Source organism: Vibrio sp. Y176 (assembly GCF_033438945.1).
The window spans coordinates 126990-145512 of the sequence record NZ_JAWOQS010000004.1; the positions used below are offsets into that span (position 1 = coordinate 126990).

Annotated in this window: 19 protein-coding genes and 1 other RNA gene; 7 read left to right on the forward strand and 13 right to left on the reverse strand. The window is 45.2% G+C overall.

Annotated features, from left to right (window positions below; genetic code table 11):
• Window positions 1–54 precede the first annotated feature (54 nt).
• The 5 genes from R7O13_RS11745 to rsmI form a co-directional block, all read right to left on the reverse strand.
• Complete coding sequence (locus R7O13_RS11745; protein WP_086046525.1) at window positions 55–1848, reverse strand: penicillin-binding transpeptidase domain-containing protein; 1794 nt, start codon at window positions 1846–1848, stop codon at window positions 55–57.
• Complete coding sequence (ftsL, locus tag R7O13_RS11750; RefSeq protein ID WP_005372920.1) at window positions 1845–2162, reverse strand: cell division protein FtsL; 318 nt, start codon at window positions 2160–2162, stop codon at window positions 1845–1847. Before ftsL ends, R7O13_RS11745 begins: the two co-directional genes overlap by 4 nt.
• Before the next feature lie 5 nt (window positions 2163–2167).
• On the reverse strand, window positions 2168–3118 hold the full coding sequence (rsmH, locus tag R7O13_RS11755) for a 16S rRNA (cytosine(1402)-N(4))-methyltransferase RsmH (RefSeq protein WP_005372918.1): 951 nt from the start codon (window positions 3116–3118) through the stop codon (window positions 2168–2170).
• Between the two features lie 175 nt (window positions 3119–3293).
• An RNA gene (gene rnpB / locus R7O13_RS11760) (RNase P RNA component class A) lies at window positions 3294–3724 on the reverse strand.
• 167 nt (window positions 3725–3891) lie between these two features.
• Window positions 3892–4755, reverse strand: coding sequence for a 16S rRNA (cytidine(1402)-2'-O)-methyltransferase (rsmI, locus tag R7O13_RS11765; RefSeq protein ID WP_005372907.1), 864 nt, complete (start codon window positions 4753–4755; stop codon window positions 3892–3894).
• Window positions 4756–4823: 68 nt separating this feature from the next.
• Between rsmI and R7O13_RS11770 the strand changes: the two genes are divergently transcribed.
• The 4 genes from R7O13_RS11770 to R7O13_RS11785 are packed head-to-tail and all read left to right on the forward strand — an operon-like array spanning window position 4824 to window position 8274.
• On the forward strand, window positions 4824–6635 hold the full coding sequence (locus R7O13_RS11770; protein ID WP_005372905.1) for a penicillin-binding protein activator: 1812 nt from the start codon (window positions 4824–4826) through the stop codon (window positions 6633–6635).
• Window positions 6622–6990 carry a YraN family protein gene (locus tag R7O13_RS11775; RefSeq protein ID WP_005372903.1) on the forward strand — a complete coding sequence of 123 codons (369 nt, stop codon included), beginning with the start codon at window positions 6622–6624 and terminating at the stop codon, window positions 6988–6990. Before R7O13_RS11770 ends, R7O13_RS11775 begins: the two co-directional genes overlap by 14 nt.
• A 3-nt stretch (window positions 6991–6993) precedes the next feature.
• Complete coding sequence (locus R7O13_RS11780) at window positions 6994–7584, forward strand: phosphoheptose isomerase (RefSeq protein WP_005372901.1); 591 nt, start codon at window positions 6994–6996, stop codon at window positions 7582–7584.
• Between the two features lie 21 nt (window positions 7585–7605).
• Window positions 7606–8274: a BON domain-containing protein gene (locus R7O13_RS11785; protein WP_017633609.1), complete on the forward strand. Its 669-nt coding sequence runs from the start codon at window positions 7606–7608 to the stop codon at window positions 8272–8274.
• 71 nt (window positions 8275–8345) lie between these two features.
• On the opposite strand, the gene sspB is transcribed toward R7O13_RS11785, so the two are convergent.
• The 8 genes from sspB to zapE form a co-directional block, all read right to left on the reverse strand.
• Window positions 8346–8831, reverse strand: coding sequence for a ClpXP protease specificity-enhancing factor (gene sspB / locus R7O13_RS11790; protein WP_005372898.1), 486 nt, complete (start codon window positions 8829–8831; stop codon window positions 8346–8348).
• Between the two features lie 17 nt (window positions 8832–8848).
• Window positions 8849–9484, reverse strand: coding sequence for a stringent starvation protein SspA (gene sspA, locus R7O13_RS11795; protein ID WP_005372897.1), 636 nt, complete (start codon window positions 9482–9484; stop codon window positions 8849–8851).
• Between the two features lie 96 nt (window positions 9485–9580).
• On the reverse strand, window positions 9581–10318 hold the full coding sequence (locus R7O13_RS11800; protein WP_005372881.1) for a cytochrome c1: 738 nt from the start codon (window positions 10316–10318) through the stop codon (window positions 9581–9583).
• Window positions 10315–11580, reverse strand: a complete 1266-nt coding sequence (locus R7O13_RS11805) for a cytochrome b (RefSeq protein WP_005372880.1) — start codon at window positions 11578–11580, stop codon at window positions 10315–10317. The genes R7O13_RS11800 and R7O13_RS11805 overlap by 4 nt, the downstream gene beginning before the upstream one ends.
• A complete protein-coding gene (gene petA, locus R7O13_RS11810) occupies window positions 11580–12170 on the reverse strand; it encodes a ubiquinol-cytochrome c reductase iron-sulfur subunit (protein ID WP_005372877.1) in 591 nt (196 codons plus the stop codon). The genes R7O13_RS11805 and petA overlap by 1 nt, the downstream gene beginning before the upstream one ends.
• 694 nt (window positions 12171–12864) lie before the next feature.
• On the reverse strand, window positions 12865–13257 hold the full coding sequence (gene rpsI / locus R7O13_RS11815; protein WP_005372876.1) for a 30S ribosomal protein S9: 393 nt from the start codon (window positions 13255–13257) through the stop codon (window positions 12865–12867).
• 15 nt (window positions 13258–13272) lie between these two features.
• A complete protein-coding gene (rplM, locus tag R7O13_RS11820; RefSeq protein WP_005372872.1) occupies window positions 13273–13701 on the reverse strand; it encodes a 50S ribosomal protein L13 in 429 nt (142 codons plus the stop codon).
• Window positions 13702–13952: 251 nt separating this feature from the next.
• Window positions 13953–15056, reverse strand: a complete 1104-nt coding sequence (gene zapE / locus R7O13_RS11825) for a cell division protein ZapE (RefSeq protein WP_064376559.1) — start codon at window positions 15054–15056, stop codon at window positions 13953–13955.
• 195 nt (window positions 15057–15251) lie between these two features.
• Between zapE and zapG the strand changes: the two genes are divergently transcribed.
• From zapG to degS, 3 genes are all read left to right on the forward strand, one after another.
• Window positions 15252–15695: a Z-ring associated protein ZapG gene (gene zapG, locus R7O13_RS11830; protein WP_005379861.1), complete on the forward strand. Its 444-nt coding sequence runs from the start codon at window positions 15252–15254 to the stop codon at window positions 15693–15695.
• Between the two features lie 200 nt (window positions 15696–15895).
• The gene (locus tag R7O13_RS11835) at window positions 15896–17263 is read left to right on the forward strand and encodes a Do family serine endopeptidase (RefSeq protein ID WP_025768400.1); all 1368 of its coding nucleotides are present in this window, start codon (window positions 15896–15898) and stop codon (window positions 17261–17263) included.
• Window positions 17264–17453: 190 nt separating this feature from the next.
• Entirely contained in the window at window positions 17454–18518 is a 1065-nt protein-coding gene (degS, locus tag R7O13_RS11840; protein WP_213877071.1) for an outer membrane-stress sensor serine endopeptidase DegS, read from the forward strand.
• Window positions 18519–18523 lie beyond the last annotated feature (5 nt).

Consider the following 18523-nt stretch of genomic DNA (forward strand, 5'->3'; position numbering starts at 1 on the left):
TCCGAGCTTTGGCTCAGGTTTTCTTAATTTTGTTTGCTCAGTAAACCACAGGGCTTACTGTTGGAATTTGTTTTCGTCAGGTGCAACATTGAGTATTTGTAGCGCGCCTTTCATGATTTCAGAGAAAACAGGAGACGCTACCGAACCACCATAGTAGTCATCACCTTGAGGCTCGTTTACGATCACTACTAAAGCAATTCGCGGATCGCTAACCGGAGCAAGCCCAGCCGTGTAGGTGATGTACTCGTCGCTGTACCCACCGGCAGAAGCTTTACGTGATGTACCCGTTTTCGCTCCCACTCGATAACCAGGAACTGCCGCTCTGCGAGCCGAGCCCCCTTTTTGAGTTACGGTTTCCAACATGTCTAATACTTGACGCGCATACTTCGCACTCACCACTTGACGTGACATGTCATGATCATTGCTTTCGATAATATGAATAGGCTCGTATTTGCCAAGGTTTCCAAGCGTCGCATAAGCATGGGCTAGCTGGATTGGTGTAATTGATAGACCATAACCAAACGCAATCGTGGCGCGCTCAATTGGCGACCAACGAGTTCGTGTAGGAAAAATACCCGTCACTTCCCCAACTAGGTTTAGGCCAGAAAGCTCACCAAAACCCACTGAACTGTACAGCCCAAGAAGCGCCTCTACCGGCATTTGCATTGCTAGCTTCGTCACACCGATATTACTCGACTTTTTAAGGATCGTGGTCAAGCTCGCTTTGCCTACGCGAGAGACATCTCTGACTCGACTACCACCTAAACGTAGGACACCATTACCGGTATCTACGATGGTATCTTTATCGGCTATCCCATTTTCTAAGGCGGCTAAAATAACGAAAGGCTTAATGGTCGAACCGGGCTCCATTGAGTCCGTGATCACTCGGTTACGCATTTGATAGCTTTGCCAATCGCTACGATTATTAGGGTTGTAAGAAGGAGCATTAACCATGGCCAATACGGCGCCCGTTTTGACATCCAACATGACAACGGAACCTGAAGTGGCGCGGTGGTCCGCAACGGCTTGCTTAATCGCACGATACGCAATCGCCTGTAGGCGCTGATCGATGGTTAACTGAAGTGATTTACCTTCTTGCTTGTCTTGCCAAGCAATGTTTTCCACAACACGACCATAACGGTCTTTACGAATAGTTTTCTTACCCGCCGCGCCAGTGAGCCACTCATCGTAGCTACGCTCCACACCTTCTAGGCCATGCCCGTCAATGCCTGTCACACCGACTAAGTGAGCACTAACCTCACCTGCAGGATAATAACGACGAGATTCCGACTTAAGGCCAACACCTGGCAGCTTTAACTCACGAATATAGTTCGCCATGGCCGGACTGACCTGGCGCTGCAAGTAGATAAAGCGGCGTTTTTCATTGCGCTTGATTTTGTCTATTAACCCTTGTCGGTCAATACCAAGAACATCCGCTAATGCATGCCAACTTTTGGTCTGGCTTAACGCGTTTTCTTTAAATATCGTGGCAGGATCTGCCCAAACAGCCTCAACCGGTACACTGACAGCAAGCGGCTCACCATTTCGATCCGAAATAATACCGCGAGCAGAAGGAATGGATTTAACACGAACCGAACGTAGGTCACCTTGTTTAATCAGGTTATCTGGCTCAATGATTTGGATGTAGGCTACGCGTGCCACCAAAAGGGCAAATGCACAAAAAACAAAAAACAGTAATAGATGGAAGCGCCAACGAATCAAGAAAGATTCTTCGACCGCCACTTTCACTGCTTTATTATCGGTTTTCTTATCCCCCGTAGCCGCTTTCTCTTTTGCTACAGGTTTACGCTTATTGGCTTGTTTCGTGTTGGATTTTTTTCTAATCATTTGAGCGTGACAACCACTTCTTTATCGCCATCAGGTCGTTTCATTTCAAGTTCTTTTTTGGCAAGGTCTTGAACACGACTGTGTTCCGCGAGGGCAGTTTCTTCCAACATTAAGTTACGCCATTCGCTATCTAATCGTTCTCGTTCAACCAACGTATGGTCTTTCTCGGTGATCGCTTGACGCGCATGGTGGGTAGCAAATACCACTCCCATTGCCGATGCCACGATCAATAGCAACAACAGTAATGGCCAGCGACCAACAGTGAGGAGATCTGTTGCAATCAACTTAGCAAGATTAGGAGTGGATTTCGTCATAATAATTAAAGCTTTTCCGCAATTCTTAACACAGAGCTGCGCGAGCGAGGGTTCATTTCAATTTCTTGTTTGCTTGGCTTAATCGCTTTGCTCACCGCTTTCATATTCGCACTACCAAGAGCACGAATTTGCTCTTCCGTCATTGGAATACCGTGTGGCACTTCAGGCCCTTTGCTCTCTTTACGGATAAAACGTTTGACCATACGGTCTTCCAGAGAGTGGAAGCTAATCACAGATAAACGGCCTTCAGGAGCCAGAATGCTCGCCGCGCCTTTAAGTGCCGTATCAATTTCTTCTAACTCACTGTTGATGTAAATACGAAAAGCCTGGAAAGCACGAGTCGCAGGGTGTTTTTTCTCTTTAAAACTTTTCGGTGCGGCATCTGAAATCAATTTTGCCAGCTGACCAGTGCGAACCATTGGCTCATTTTCTTCGTCTTCACGGTAGGCAACAATCGCTTTTGCAATACGGCGCGCATGTTTATCTTCCCCAAACTCGCGAATGACCCAAGTGATATCATCGAGGTCTGCTTCCATCAACCATTGAGATACTGGAACACCTGATGTCGGGTCCATACGCATATCTAGCGGACCGTCTTTCATAAAGCTAAAGCCACGCTCTGCGTCGTCTAACTGAGGAGAAGAAACGCCTAAATCCAGCAGAACACCATCCACTTTTCCAACTAGTCCATACTCTTCAGCATACTCAGCAATACCAGAAAATGGACCATGAATAATGGTGAAGCGAGGGTCATTGATTTTGCCTGCCTCAGCGATCGCTTGAGGGTCACGGTCGATACTGTACAGTCGGCCATTTTCACCGAGTTTAGATAGAATTGTCCGGCTGTGACCGCCACGGCCAAATGTTCCATCAATATAGACGCCGTCTGGTTTGATAGCTAAGCCATCAATGGATTCATTTAATAACACGGAAATATGTTGGAAGGTTTCGGTCATAGCTTTCTCGTTGAATGATCTTGAAGCGATTCTTTAGTGTACTGATTTCCTACATCATCGCCACCACAAGTCTAAAGTTAGACGTGATTTACGCCAAGTTTATTGGTAATGACATAGTTTGCGTCAATTAAATGCAAAAAACCCATCACTACCGAAGTAGAGATGGGTCTCGAATAGGTGGAGCCGACACATAAGCCGGGTTCTGTTCCGCTTGCGCGGCGGTAGCCATTCGTCTAGGCCAGCAATCACTCACTGGCTCGAGCAACCTACCCGCCTCCTTACGCGAGCAACGCAATGTGGAGGCCTATTTGGTCTTGCTTCAGGTGGAGTTTACCCTGCTACGAACTATTGCTAGTCGTCCGGTGCGCTCTTACCGCACCCTTTCACCCTTACCTGTACCCTTACGGGCCATCGGCGGTCTTCTCTCTGCTGCACTTGTCGTAGGCTTGCGCCCCCCAGGCGTTACCTGGCACCTTGCTCTATGAAGCCCGGACTTTCCTCCCCTTTGTCAGTCTCCCGAAGGACGTCAACGTCAGTCTCCCAAAGGGACTTCGACGTCAGTCTCCCGAAGGACATCAACAAAGCAGCGACTACCCAGTCAGCTCCGAGGGCGGATTGTATAGAGTTCTCACTTCAGAGTCTAGTTAGATCACAGATATGATGAAATGAATGCACTAAGTGATGACTTTTTAGTCAGCGCGCCAAAAATAGATAATAAAAAGGCCGATTCCTAAACATCAGCCCTCATTGACCATTTATCTCGCTAGCGGCACTTAGTCTAAGTTTTCTAAGCCCCATTTATATAGCGCATTCTTCTTCAAGTTATGTATTTCTGCCACCAAAGCAGCTGCTTTTTTCAAAGGCAGCTCTTTGGTCAAAATCCCTAACGTGCGTAAAGCATCTTCAGGTAGTGAGTCGTCTGTTGTTTCACGATGGCCATGTACCAACAATACCATTTCACCACGCTGTTGGTTATCGTCACTTTTCACCCATTCAATCAGCTCACCTAACGGCATGCCTTGAATGGTTTCAAAGGTTTTTGTTAGCTCTCTTGCCAACACAACTTCTCTATCTGGGCCAAGAACGTCTAACATGTCTTGTAGAGAGTCTAAAATACGGTGCGGTGACTCGTAAAAAATACACGTACGCTCTACCGAAGCAATCTCTAGGAATTTATCCTTACGACCTTTGCTTTTCGGTGGTAAAAAACCTTCGAAGCTAAAGCGATCAGATGGCAAGCCAGAGGCACTTAACGCCGTAATGACCGCACAGGCACCTGGAAGAGGCACAACTCTAACGCCCGCTTGACGACATTTTGTCACCAAATGGTATCCTGGGTCGCTGATAAGTGGCGTACCAGCGTCAGAAACTAATGCGATAGACTGACCGGAAAGCAGCTTTTCTACCAAAACTTGTGCTTTTTGCTGCTCATTGTGGTCATGTAGAGCAAAAGTTTTGGTTTGAATATTGAAGTGAGACAGTAATTTGCCCGTATGTCGAGTATCCTCAGCGGCAATGATGTCCACAGTCGACAGAATTTCGATAGCACGTTGGGTGATATCCGCTAAATTTCCGATTGGAGTCGGTACGATATAGAGAGTTGGCCCCTCATTCGGCAACTTATTTTTATCTGTCATTTGTTTACCATCACTTCAACGATTAATATAGAGACAATTTTGTACAAAATTATAGAGAACTCACGGCAATGATTAACCATAAGAGACTCAGTGTACCACGCATACTTACTCCTGTTGCACTAGCAATTACGCTCGCCGCCTGTTCTTCAGGTCCAAGACAGCCTGATGGCGTTGATGTAACACTTGAGCCTACTCAGTCTGTTCAGAACTATATGATCCAAGCTGATAGCACGGAAGGCAGTTTACAAAATGACTGGTTGATCATGGCAACCAAAGCCGCGATTCAAGCAAACCAGTTTGATCAAGCAGAAATGTTGATCAAGCGCCTGGCTCGTCAACAGTTAACCGAAGTTCAGCAAGCAGAGTGGCAACTAGCGCGTGCGACCATACAGCAAAAACAGGGTAATTACTCTCAGTTGCTGCAATTGTTGAATTTTAAACCTTGGTGGAAGTTGCCAAATGAGCAATGGAAAGACTATTACTTGATGCGTGCCGACGCTTATCAAGGTCTTAACCAAGCGTTTGAGGCAAACCGCCAACTGGTTGCATTTGGCCAATATGCATCGTCCGCGGAGCAGAGAGAGATTTCTAGCCGTATTTGGATGAACTTTGGCAGCTACTCCGAGTACGAACTGACCTCATTAGAAACAGAGCCAAATGAAGATGTTTTGGATGGTTGGCTACAACTCGCTATTTATGCGAAAACGCTGTCGGGCAACTTATCCCAACTAAAAAATACCCTAGAACGCTGGTTAAACGAGAACCCATCGCACCCAGCCGCTATCTACACACCAGAAGAGATTCAAAACATTCTCTCTCTAGACATCGTTAAACCAAACAACACCGCTTTGTTACTGCCACTTACTGGTAAGTTCTCGCCACAAGCGCAATTAATTCGTGATGGTTTTGTGTTTGCGATGATGAATGATCGTAACCGTGATCCAAGCGCTACCCTCACGGTAATCGACACTAATGCGTATAACGCCGACCAAATTAAACAACGTTTGATCAATGAAAACATCGACTTTGTTGTTGGTCCCCTAGAAAAAGAAAACGTTGAGCTATTGCACACAACCATGGATGGCTCAGAAAATGGTCCTACGATTCCAGCCCTTGCGCTAAATATTCCCGAAGATGTGCAACCAGATAGCAATATTTGCTACTTGGCATTATCACCGGAACAAGAAGCCGCACAGGCAGCGAAACACTTGTTCAGCGAAGGCTATAACTTCCCTCTGATTCTGGCACCAAAGGGCAGCTTTGGTGAGCGCGTAACTGAAGCGTTCAACAAAGAATGGCGCAAGTACAGCTCTAATAAAGTCGCAGCAAGTTATTTTGGCGACAAGCGCCAACTTCAAAAAGACATCAATGAAGTATTTGGTCTGCAAGAAAGCAAACAACGTATTGCTCAGATGCAATCATTAATGCGTATCAAGCTTGAAACACAGCCACGTAGCCGTCGTGATGTCGATGCGGTTTATATTGTTGCTAGAAGCACGGAACTGACTTTGATCAAGCCGTTTATTGAGGTAGCGATTAACCCAGACGCCAAAGCGCCACAAATTTTCTCTAGCTCGCGTAGCAACAGTGGCGGCGCGACTTACGAAGATCTAACAGGCATCATCTACAGCGATATTCCATTACTGATTGACCCAGACCCTAGCGTGACCGCTGAAATGAACGAGCTGTGGTCAGAGCAATCTAACATGGAAAAACGTTTGAAAGCACTGGGTATGGATGCGTATAAATTGATTGGGGAGCTGCCACAAATGAAGGTCGTTCCGGGCTACTCAGTTGGCGGCCAAACCGGTATTTTAAGTATCGACAATAATTGTGTTGTACAGCGTGAGCTAAGCTGGGCTGAGCGTGGGGCTCTTTAGTAAGCGCCAAATCGGAAATCAATATGAAGCTCTGGCGAAGCAGTATTTACAACGCCAGGGCTTAAACTTTATTGAACAAAATTTTCTGACTAAGGTCGGTGAGATTGATTTAATCTTCCAACAAGGTGAAACTATTGTGTTTGTTGAAGTCAAATACCGTAAGAACAATCACTTTGGCTCGGCAGCAGAAATGGTGACGCACGCTAAAATGCGCAAGCTAGTCAAAACCGCACAAGTTTGGCTTAGCCAACAAAAGCGCTTAAAACACAATATCGATTATCGATTTGATGTCATCGCCATTCATGATAATGGGCGAGATATCAACTGGATAGAAAACGCAATCTCTGAAGGATAAGCGATGCTAGATAGCATTAAAGACAGCTTTACAGAAAGTATTCAAATTCAAATCGCAGCAGCAGAGGCGCTGCCTGATGCCATTACTCATGCAGCTCAAGCGATGGTGTCGAGCCTGCTTAATGGCAATAAAATTTTATGTTGTGGTAATGGCGGCAGTGCTTCAAACGCTCAACAATTTGTTTCTTGTCTTTTAAACCGTTTTGAAACTGAGCGTCCTAGCCTACCAGCAATGGCCTTAACCGCCGATAATACCACCCTAACCGCAGTGGCCAACGATTACCACTACCAGGAAATCTTCTCAAAACAGGTACGAGCGTTTGGTCAACCAGGCGACATTTTGCTTGCCATGTCAACTAGCGGTAACAGTAAAAATATTATCAAAGCGATGGAAGCAGCCGTAACTCGAGACATGACGATTATCGCGCTAACAGGAAAAGATGGCGGAGAGATGGCAGGACTGCTCGGTGAGAACGACGTCGAAATTCGTATTCCATCACACCGCACTGCACGTATTCACGAAGTACATATGGTAACACTCCATTGTCTTTGTGATCTTATTGACCAGGTGCTTTTCCCTGCTCACGAAGAGTAACCAAGACTGAGAATCAGAATTATGATACGTAGCCTCGTTATCTTATTAACAGCATTGAGTTTAAGTGGTTGCGCAGGTTTGTTTATCGCAGGTGCAGCAACCACAGCGAATATTGTCACGGACACACGCACGACAAAACAAATCTGGCAGGACAATAACATCGAATTCGAAGTTGCGGCGATCGGCAATAAAGCACCGTTTAAAGGTGAAGTTCGTGTCGTTGCCAGTTCATATAATGGGACTGTAGTCCTTATGGGACAAGCTCCGACACAAGACCTTATCCTTGCTTTAGAGCGAAGGGCTCGAGAAGTTAGTGGTGTAAAAGTCATACACAATCAAATCAAACAAAAAGAGCCACTCACTGTTACCCAGATTAGCAATGACAGCTGGATCACAACCAAAGTAAAGTCAGCTTTGCTTACTGATTCTGAGCTTAATGGTGTTAAGGTTAAAGTGATCACCGAAGATGGCGACGTTTTTCTGTTTGGTTATGTCACGCCAGAGCAAGGCGATCGAGCGACAGAAATCGCGCGTAATATCTCAGGCGTAAAACAAGTCATTAAAGGGTTCCAATACGGCGAAATGGAGCCTGTTGAAGTAGACTTACCGAGTGACGGTGTACAAACAATAGAAAGTGAGGCAAGCACAGAAAGTGAAGAGAACGTCGAAGTCTTTACGATTAGTGAGTAATTTCCAAAGTCTGGCTTGAAATCATCTTCAACAAGTTAAAAAGAAAAAAGCAGCGTTACGCTGCTTTTTTATTATTTAATCACTCTTAAGCTTGGTTTGCCTTTTGGTCGAGGAGCATCGTCCTCTTCGGCATCTGAATCAGAAACTAACTCAGAAGGCTCATCACTAACCGTTGTGAACGATGGGGATGATTCTTCCTCGGTCATCGCTTCTTCTTCGATGTGAGTGTACGCTTCTTCTGGTTCAAACATAGTACCAGCACCATTCTCACGTGCATAAATAGCTTGAACAGCATACACAGGCACGATCACTGAGTGCGGACGACCGCTAAAGCGAGCATGGAAGGTAATCGCATCATTACCTAACTCAAGATTACCCACTGCACGTGGCGCAATATTCAAAATAATTTGACCATCTTGAATAAATTCAACCGGGACACGCACCCCTGGCATTGTTGCATCCACAACCAAGTGAGGAGTCAAGTCATTGTCTACTAACCACTCGTAAAATGCGCGAAGCATGTACGGGCGGCGAGCAGTCATTTTTGCAATATCCATAACGTGTTTTAAATCGCTTAGCGAACTAGGCGCATTTCACGCTCAGCTTCAGTCAAAGAAGCAAGGAACGAATCACGTTCAAATACGCGGTTCATGTATACCTTGATTTCTTTTGAACCAGGGCCAACAAGATCGATACCAAGTTGAGGCAAACGCCACAATAGTGGTGCTAGGTAACAATCGATCAAGCTGAATTCTTCGCTCATGAAGTACTCATATTCAGCAAAAATTGGCGCTAACGTCAGAAGATCATTACGCAGCTTTGTGCGTGCTTTTTCTGATTCTTCCGCATTACCTTTCATCACTTTTTCAGCGAGTGAATACCAGTTGCGTTCGATACGGTACATCATCAAGCGGCTGTTGCCACGAGCAACAGGGTAAACCGGCATTAGAGGTGGATGAGGGAAGCGCTCGTCCAAGTACTCCATGATGATTTTTGAATCGTAAAGAGCTAGCTCACGGTCAACAAGAGTTGGCACTGATTTATATGGGTTTAGCTCAACAAGCTCAGCAGGAAGGTTTGCTTCGTCAACAAGCTCAACTTCAACACTTACGCCTTTTTCAGCTAGTACAATGCGAACCTGATGGCTATACAAATCTGATGCACTTGAGAAAAGAGTCATCACAGAACGTTTATTGGCAGCTACAGCCATGGAGCCCTCCAGTACACTTACAAATAAAAACAATGGAGGCTAAGCCTCCATTGTACATCAATTAAAATTGGGAATTAGCACGGTATTTTAGCACAATTAATGCACATCGCGCCAATACTCTTTCTTGAGCATCACAACAACGATGGTTAGAAGCACTAAGAAGCCCATTACCCACCAGCCTAGAGCATGACGCTCAAGCTGCACTGGGTCACCTGAATAAACTAAGAAGTTAACGAGATCGCCAACCGCTTTGTCATATTCGCCTTCACTCAGCTCACCCGTGCCATCGGTTTCAGTACCAACAACAACTTGTACTTCTTCGCCATCTACGATTTTCGTATCGTAAATCGGCGTCGGGATGCCCTGTAGCTCTTCAAGCACATGCGGCATACCAACACTCGGGAAGACGATGTTGTTCACGCCGAATGGACGAGATGGATCAACATAGAAAGAGCGTAAGTAAGTGTATAACCAATCAGCACCACGAACTCGTGCAACCAACGTAAGATCTGGTGGTGGAGCACCAAACCAGTTTGCCGCTTGCTTCGGTGGCATAGCATTGACCATTAGATCACCGATTTTCGCTTCAGGATTGAAAATCAGGTTTTCTTTCATTAAGTCTGTTGGAATTTCCAAGTCTGTTGCTACACGCTCGTAACGCTGGTATTGCGTAGAGTGACAAGCAAAACAGTAGTTCATGAACAACTTCGCGCCGTTTTGTAGCGAAGCTTTATCCGTAAGGTCAACATTCGCTTTATCCAGCGGAACATTGGCCCCAGCTGCCATCGCTAGTGATGGCAACATAGCAAATAGAATTACAATCCACTTCTTCATTTGAATGTCACCCTCTCTGGTAATGGTTTGGTTGCTTCATTTTTGCTGTAGAAGAACAGCAACACAAAGAACATGAAGTAACACAAGCTAAAGATCTGAGATAGTAGTGTGTACGTTGGTGTCGCTGGTAACGCACCTAAAATACCTAGAGCGATAAAGGCGATAGTGAACTGTACAATATTCAATAGATGAAGTTTGCTACGGTAACGGTATGAACGAACTTTACAACGATCCAACCAAGGTAGAACGAACAGCACTGCAATTGACGCACCCATTAGGATAACACCTAATAGTTTGTCTGGAACCGCACGTAGGATTGCGTAGAACGGCGTGAAGTACCATACCGGAGCAATATGCTCTGGTGTCTTCAATGGGTTTGCAGCTTCAAAGTTAGGCGGCTCAAGGAAGTACCCACCCATTTCTGGGTTAAAGAACAGCACGTAACAGAAGAAGAACAAGAAACCAGCAACACCGACCAAGTCCTTAACCGTGCCGTACGGATGGAAAGGAATCGAATCAATGATGTCATATTTCTTCGTGTAGTAATCGTGGAACTTGAATTGCGTTTTGTAATCGTCGCCCATTGAGCCTTTTGGCAGCTTAGTTTCGATACCATCCGGGTTGTTTGAGCCTACTTCGTGCAGCGCCAATACGTGCAGAACAACAAGAAGAAGCAAAACAATAGGCAAGGCAATAACGTGTAGTGCGAAGAAACGGTTTAGCGTTGCACCAGAGATGATGTAGTCACCACGAATCCAAAGCGTTAGGTCATCACCGATAACAGGAATAGCACCAAACAGGGAAATGATTACCTGCGCACCCCAGTATGACATCTGACCCCATGGAAGTAGGTAACCCATGAACGCTTCAGCCATGAGAACTAAGAAGATCAACATACCGAAGATCCACAACAGTTCACGAGGTTTTTGGTATGAACCGTAGATCAAACCACGGAACATGTGAAGATACACAACAACGAAAAACGCTGACGCGCCAGTGGAATGCATGTAACGCAGAAGCCAACCGTACTCTACATCACGCATAATGTATTCGATGGACGCAAATGCACCGTCGCCTGAAGGAACATAGTTCATCGTTAGCCAAATACCCGTTAGGATTTGGTTAACAAGAACCAGCATCGCCAGAGAACCGAAAAGGTACCAAAAGTTGAAGTTCTTAGGCATTGGGTATTCAGACAAATGCTTTTTATAAGCATTCATTGCAGGAATACGCTTTTCAACCCAATCTAACATTGCTTGCATTATGCATCTCCCTCATCAACACCCACAATGAGCTTGGTATCGCTCAAATACATGTGCTTAGGAACGACAAGGTTCAACGGAGCAGGTACTCCTTGGAACACTCGACCAGCCATGTCGAACTTAGAACCATGACAAGGACAGAAGAAGCCAGATCTTACGCCCTGCACCTGCTCTGAGAAAGAGTCAGGTAGATAGGTTGGTGAACAACCTAAGTGGGTACAGAAACCAACTGCGACGAAAAACTCTTCCTTAATCGAACGAAACTCATTCTGAGCGTACTCAGGCTGCTGCTCCATTTCAGATTGTGGATCGCGAAGCTTATCACCGATCGATTTTAAGTTATCCAGAACGCTTTGAGTGCGGCGAACAATCCATACAGGTTTTCCCTGCCACTCAACACGAACCAGCTGACCTGGTTCAATTTTACTTATATCCACTTCCACCGGTGCGCCCGCCGCTTTGGCTTTAGCACTCGGATTCCATGATTTGATAAAAGGCACGGCGACGGCGACTGCCCCTAACCCACCAACAACTGCCGTTGTAGCGGTTAGAAAACGCCTGCGACCGTTATTTAAAGGCGCGTTGCTCATCCAAACATTCTCCCATTTGCTCCCTTTGGATCGTTATTATTCCGCTTATAAGAGCATGGCTAACAAATAATGAATTTAGTTCTATTTATTGGAGGGAAATGATAAAGAAAACCCTACTTTTTGACAAGATAAAGCTACCTTTTTGTAACATTTGTGAGGCAAATCGCTCGCGTCGTCACAAAAGCGGCAGAATTATAAAAAATTGATGTGATTTGTAACAAGAAAGCACCACATAGAAGCCCCGCTGAAAGCGGATAAAACCTTTTATCTTGGTAGTTTTCAGTTAATTACACAGAGAAATATTTCGTATTACGCGTTCAGCTTGCTGTGTTTATATTTTCAATTTTGTAGCACGCAGAATGCTCAAAAAGGAGCGTAAGTCATTTTAAAACATGTTACAGGGAGAATAAGATACAAAGACATTCTTGCTGATGAATACATCTATGCTGCATCGCAAGAGAAAGCGTGGTGAGTCGCGATTAAATAAGGCACACATATAAAACGGCACTGGCAACCTTTCGACGAAGAGGACGAATAAGAAGGCCTACTCGGAATGTGATGATAAATGAAGACTGTTCGTTGCTTGAAGACAAGTATGATGTCTTTAAATACAAAAAAGCCCGGCATAGAGCCGAGCTTCTGGTACACAGTTTCCAGAGTAACTCTGAAAAGCATAATTCCCGATAAGAGGAAATTAACGCTTAGAGAACTGTGGACGACGACGTGCTTTACGTAGACCAACTTTCTTACGTTCAACGCAACGAGCGTCACGAGTAACGTAGCCAGCTGCGCGTAGAGCAGGACGTAGAGACTCATCGTATTCCATAAGCGCGCGAGTGATACCGTGACGGATAGCACCAGCTTGACCAGAAATACCGCCGCCTTTAACTGTTACGTAAAGGTCTAGCTTTTCAGTTAGTTCAACTAGCTCTAGAGGTTGTTGTACAACCATACGTGCTGTTGGACGACCGAAGTATTCGTCAAGGTTACGCTTGTTTACTACAATGTTACCGCTGCCTGGTTTAATGAAAACACGTGCAGCTGAGCTTTTGCGACGGCCAGTGCCGTAGTATTGATTCTCTGCCATTTTCGAAATCCCCAATTAGATGTCTAGTACTTGTGGTTGTTGAGCAACATGGTTGTGCTCAGCGCCCGCGTAAACTTTTAGCTTACGGTACATAGCACGGCCTAGAGGACCACGTGGAAGCATGCCTTTAACTGCAAGCTCAAGAGCCATCTCAGGTTTACGATCGATCAACTTTTCAAAAGTGATAGATTTTAGACCACCTGGGAATTCAGAGTGACGGTAGTACACTTTGTTCTTAGCTTTGTTACCAGTTACAGCAACTTTCTCAGCGTTGATAACGATGATGTAATCACCAGTGTCAACGTGAGGAGTGTATTCAGCTTTATGTTTGCCACGTAGGCGAGATGCAATTTCACTTGCTAGACGGCCAAGAGTTTTACCTTCAGCGTCTACAACGTACCAGTCGCGTTTTACAGTTTCTGGTTTAGCAACGAAAGTTTTCATGCTAACAATAACCCGTTAATTAAATTTTAAACTTTAAAGGAACACCCAATAGTGCTCCCACACTGTCTAAGAGCCCAGTCATCACCCCTTCGAGTCGTTGGTACTCTCGACCTTCAATTTCGAAATAACTTCGATAATCAGGTCTGCAGTAACGGTGGGTCGCAGGATTATAGAGAAGAGCGAAGAAAAAATCACCTTTTTTTGCGCCAAATCACTAATTTTTTCTTCACTTTTTTAAGAATCCATTGGATCTAGGCCAAATGTTCACGCGCGAGATACTCATGACTTTGCATCTCAGTAAGCCGAGACAAACAGCGCTTAAATTCGAACTCTAACTGCCCGTCAGTATATAAGTCGGCCATTGGCACTTCAGCAGAAATAATCAACTTAACATTGCGCTCGTAAAACTCATCGACCAGCGCGATAAAGCGTCTCGCCGCATCATCTATTTTTCGGTTCATTTGTTGAACATCTGCCAGTAATACCGTGTGGTAAATACGAGACAATTCAATGTAGTCATTTTGACTGCGAGCAGTTTGACACAACTGAGCAAACGACGCATGCAGCACCCCGTCGCTTGCCTCAATCACCACCAGTTGACGGTGGTTAACTTCGATTTGATGAGCAACAAACTTACGCTCTCCAGTCAGCTGCTGATAATATTTGTTAAGGTTTATGCTAGCCTGCTCATCAAGCGGGTAATGGTATATTTCAGCCTGTTCTAACGTTCTTAAGCGATAATCAACGCCACTATCGACATTCAACACTTCACAACGCGCCAAAATCATATCGATCGCGGGCAAAAAGCGCGCTCTTTGCAAACCGTTACGATATAAGTTCTGCGGCTCAATGTTTGAAGTCGCGACTAGGATCATCTGCCGCTTGAACATTTCTTGAAGTAGCGTTGCAAGGATCATCGCATCAGTAATGTCGGAAACAAAAAATTCATCAAAGCAAACCACATCGGCTTCTTCTTTAAATTTATCCGCCACTTTTGATAGAGGATTTTCGACATCACCTAACAGCTTCAACTCATCATGTACTCGATACATAAATCGATGGAAGTGGACGCGCATTTTTCTTTGGGTCGGTAAAGCATCAAAAAATGCATCCATAAGGTAGGTTTTACCGCGACCTACGCCACCCCAAAAGTAAAGGCCTTTTGGTGGTTCAGGCTTGTCGATTTTTTTCCCTATTAGCTTTTGCCATTTGGAAAGCTGAGGCACAGGCGCTGACTGAAATTCAACGATAGCATGGTAAAGCTTGTCTAATGCAACGACCGCTTGATACTGAGCTTCATCACGCTGAAACCCGTGTTCTGCTATGTCTTTTTGATATTGTTGTAGTGGTGTCATCGTATTAAGTCGTATAGAGGTATAGAGAAAAGGGTTACCTCGGGGTCAACTTTGAGAATAGAGAGAAGTAGTTATCAGTCCCCGAAGACATACTGCTATTTTTCTTTATCGGCTGTTCAAGCCATAGTAACATGGACGAGCACCGCGTGTAACTAAGTAGTAAAAGACTTGTTAAAACAACTATAAGGAGCAGTTATGCCTTGGATTTATGCCATTGTGGGTTTGCTGGTCGGTACAATCGTAGGCGTAGTCATTAGTAGACTAACCACCCCTGAATACAAGAAACAAAAGTCTGTGCAGAAAGAACTTGAAGCGGCCAAGTTTGAATTAGAGCAACAACGTCAAGAGCTCGTCGATCATTTTGCACAAACCGCAGAAATGTTGGACACCCTAGGTAAAGATTACACCAAGCTATACCAACATATGGCCAAGACCTCTTCTGAGCTTTTGCCAAACTTACCAGAACAAGACAACCCGTTTGATAAGAAAACGGCAATGTCGTCTGAAACTATTGCAGAAGATCAACCAGAGTTTAACGAACAACCAAAAGACTACGCTAATGGCGCCACCGGTCTTTTGAAGGATCAAGAGAAAGAAATCATTAATGCTCCCGAAGCGGTAACCGCAAAAGCATCATAATCCTCTCTTACTTCTATCTAGGGCCGATACATTTGTATCGGCCCTTTTTTGAACTTTTTCACCTCACCTTCGCTCTAACTTGGATGTGCACTGCCTCCCCTTTTGATTGTCCGAACTAGACCCTATATTAGTTATTAACAAAGTGAACTAACCGTTCGGATATTTCTTTTTGGCAGACATGTTTCAAGAGGAGTTATTGGATGAAAAAACCACTGCTTGCGCTCACCGTTCTATCTCTGAGTTTGGGTTCGATTATTGCCCCAGTTCAAGCCACTGCCGCATTACCTTTGAATGTGGATGGCCAACAGTTACCTAGCTTGGCACCAATGCTTGAGAAGGTGACCCCAGCTGTTGTGAGTATTGCTGTAGAAGGTAAACAAGTACAAACCAGCCGCATTCCCGAGCAATTTCAATTTTTCTTTGGCCCAGACTTTCCTATGGAACAAAGGCGAGAGCGCCCGTTCAGAGGTTTAGGGTCTGGTGTCATTATTGATGCGAAGAAAGGCCATATTGTCACTAACTACCACGTGATCAAGGGGGCAGATGAGATTCGAGTTCGCCTCTTTGACGGGCGCGAGTATGACGCTACTCTCGTTGGCGGTGATGAAATGGCCGATGTTGCGTTACTTAAATTAGAGAAAGCGAAAAACTTAACGCAGATTAAAGTCGCGGATTCCGACAAACTGCGTGTCGGTGACTTTACGGTTGCAATTGGTAACCCATTTGGACTCGGTCAAACCGTAACTTCGGGTATTGTTTCAGCCCTTGGTCGTAGTGGCTTAAACGTTGAAAACTTTGAAAACTTCATCCAAACCGATGCCGCAATTAACAGCGGTAACTCTGGTGGTGCATTGGTCAACCTTAATGGTGAGCTGATCGGTATTAATACTGCAATTTTAGGTCCTAACGGCGGTAACGTGGGTATTGGTTTTGCGATTCCATCAAACATGATGAAAAACCTCACCGATCAAATTCTAGAGTTTGGTGAAGTCAAACGCGGCATGTTGGGTGTGCAAGGTGGCGAAGTAACCTCTGAGCTAGCTGATGCACTGGGTTACGAGTCGAGTAAAGGGGCCTTTATTGGTCAAGTCGTACCGGACAGCGCAGCCGATAAAGCAGGGTTAAAAGCCGGTGACGTAATTGTATCGGTAAACGGCAAAGCGATTAATACTTTCTCAGAGCTCCGCGCAAAAGTGGCAACACTGGGCGCAGGTAAAGAAATCACATTAGGTGTGGTTCGAGATGGTAAGAATAAAACCTTTGATGTAACGCTTGGCGAATCTACGAACATGAAAGCTAAAGCGGAGACATTACATGAGGGACTCAAAGGTGCGGAGTTAAGCAATACAACACCAAGTGATGTAATCCAAGGTGTTAAAGTATCGAGCGTTGCAGATAACTCTCCGGCTGCTCAATATCAATTACAACAAGGTGACATTATTATCGGTGTGAACCGTCAACGAGTGAAAAACCTTGCCGAGCTTCGTACAATCGTAGAGAAACACAAAGGTGTACTGGCTCTTAATATTCAACGTGGTGAACGTACTATTTATCTTGTCATTCGTTAACCACTTTCAAAGTGATAGAAAATAAGGTTTTCGATGCATAGTGCTGAGTGATAAGGCTCGATCACTTTTCCTTATCGCTCAATAACTAATGAAAAGGGCAGCGCGATGACGTGCTGCCCTTTTGTTATTTTTCAATGTAATGCTATTCTTCATCTTCGATGCCATTTTGGCGCTCACGCATGGAGAGGATATGCTCAGCTTTTTATTACGTTCTGTCTTTTTAGGCTTGGCTACTGCCGCAGTGGTATTACTGGCGGTTCCATCTTTGCGCAACAACGTAATTCCTGCCGCGCTTGATCCTCAACCTGTTAATATCGCATCAGTCGAGTTGACGTTTAATCAAGCGGTCCGAAGAGCAGCGCCTGCAGTGGTAAACATCTACAGCCGTAAGTATGTTGAGAATGATCGCAATAAACTCTCGACTCAAGGTCTGGGGTCAGGTGTCATTGTTAGTGAGAAAGGCTACATCATTACTAACTATCATGTGGTTGCTCAAGCTGATCAAATTGTTGTGGCATTACAAGACGGCAGAGCCGCAGCGGCTCAGCTCGTAGGGACAGATAAACGTACTGATATAGCCGTGCTGCGTGTCGAAGGTTCGAATTTGCCCGTAATCCCTCTGAACTCTAATTACAAACCACAAGTGGGCGATGTAGTACTAGCCATCGGTAACCCATACAACCTTGGACAAACCACAACGTTCGGCATTATTTCAGCCACAGGTCGTTCATCTATTAGCGACGGTCGTCAAGCATTCATTCAAACCGATGCCGCCATCAATGAAGGTAACTCTGGTGGAGCCCTAGTAAACACACAAGGCGAGCTCGTCGGCATTAACACCGCCTCTTTTCAGCAAGCGACAGACTTAGAAACTTACGGTATTTCTTTTGCGATCCCTGCGCCGCTAGCGAGTAAGATCATGCAGAAAATCATCGCTGATGGCCGCGTGATTCGTGGTTACATTGGAATCGACGGCCAAGACATTAATGCGGTCACTGCTCGCTTACTTGGAAATGAACACATAGGTGGTATTGTCGTACTTGGTATTGATCCAAATGGTCCAGCCAATGCGGCAGGCTTCCAAAAGCAGGACATCATTATCAGTATTGATGGCAATAAAGTGCAAGGGCGTCAGAGCGTTATGGATATCGTCACCGATTTACGTCCTGGCACCACCGTGGACGTCGGTATCATTCGCAAAGGAAAAGAGATGACCTTGAAAGTCACCATTGCCGAAGACAAGCAAGAAGCATAAAAAAT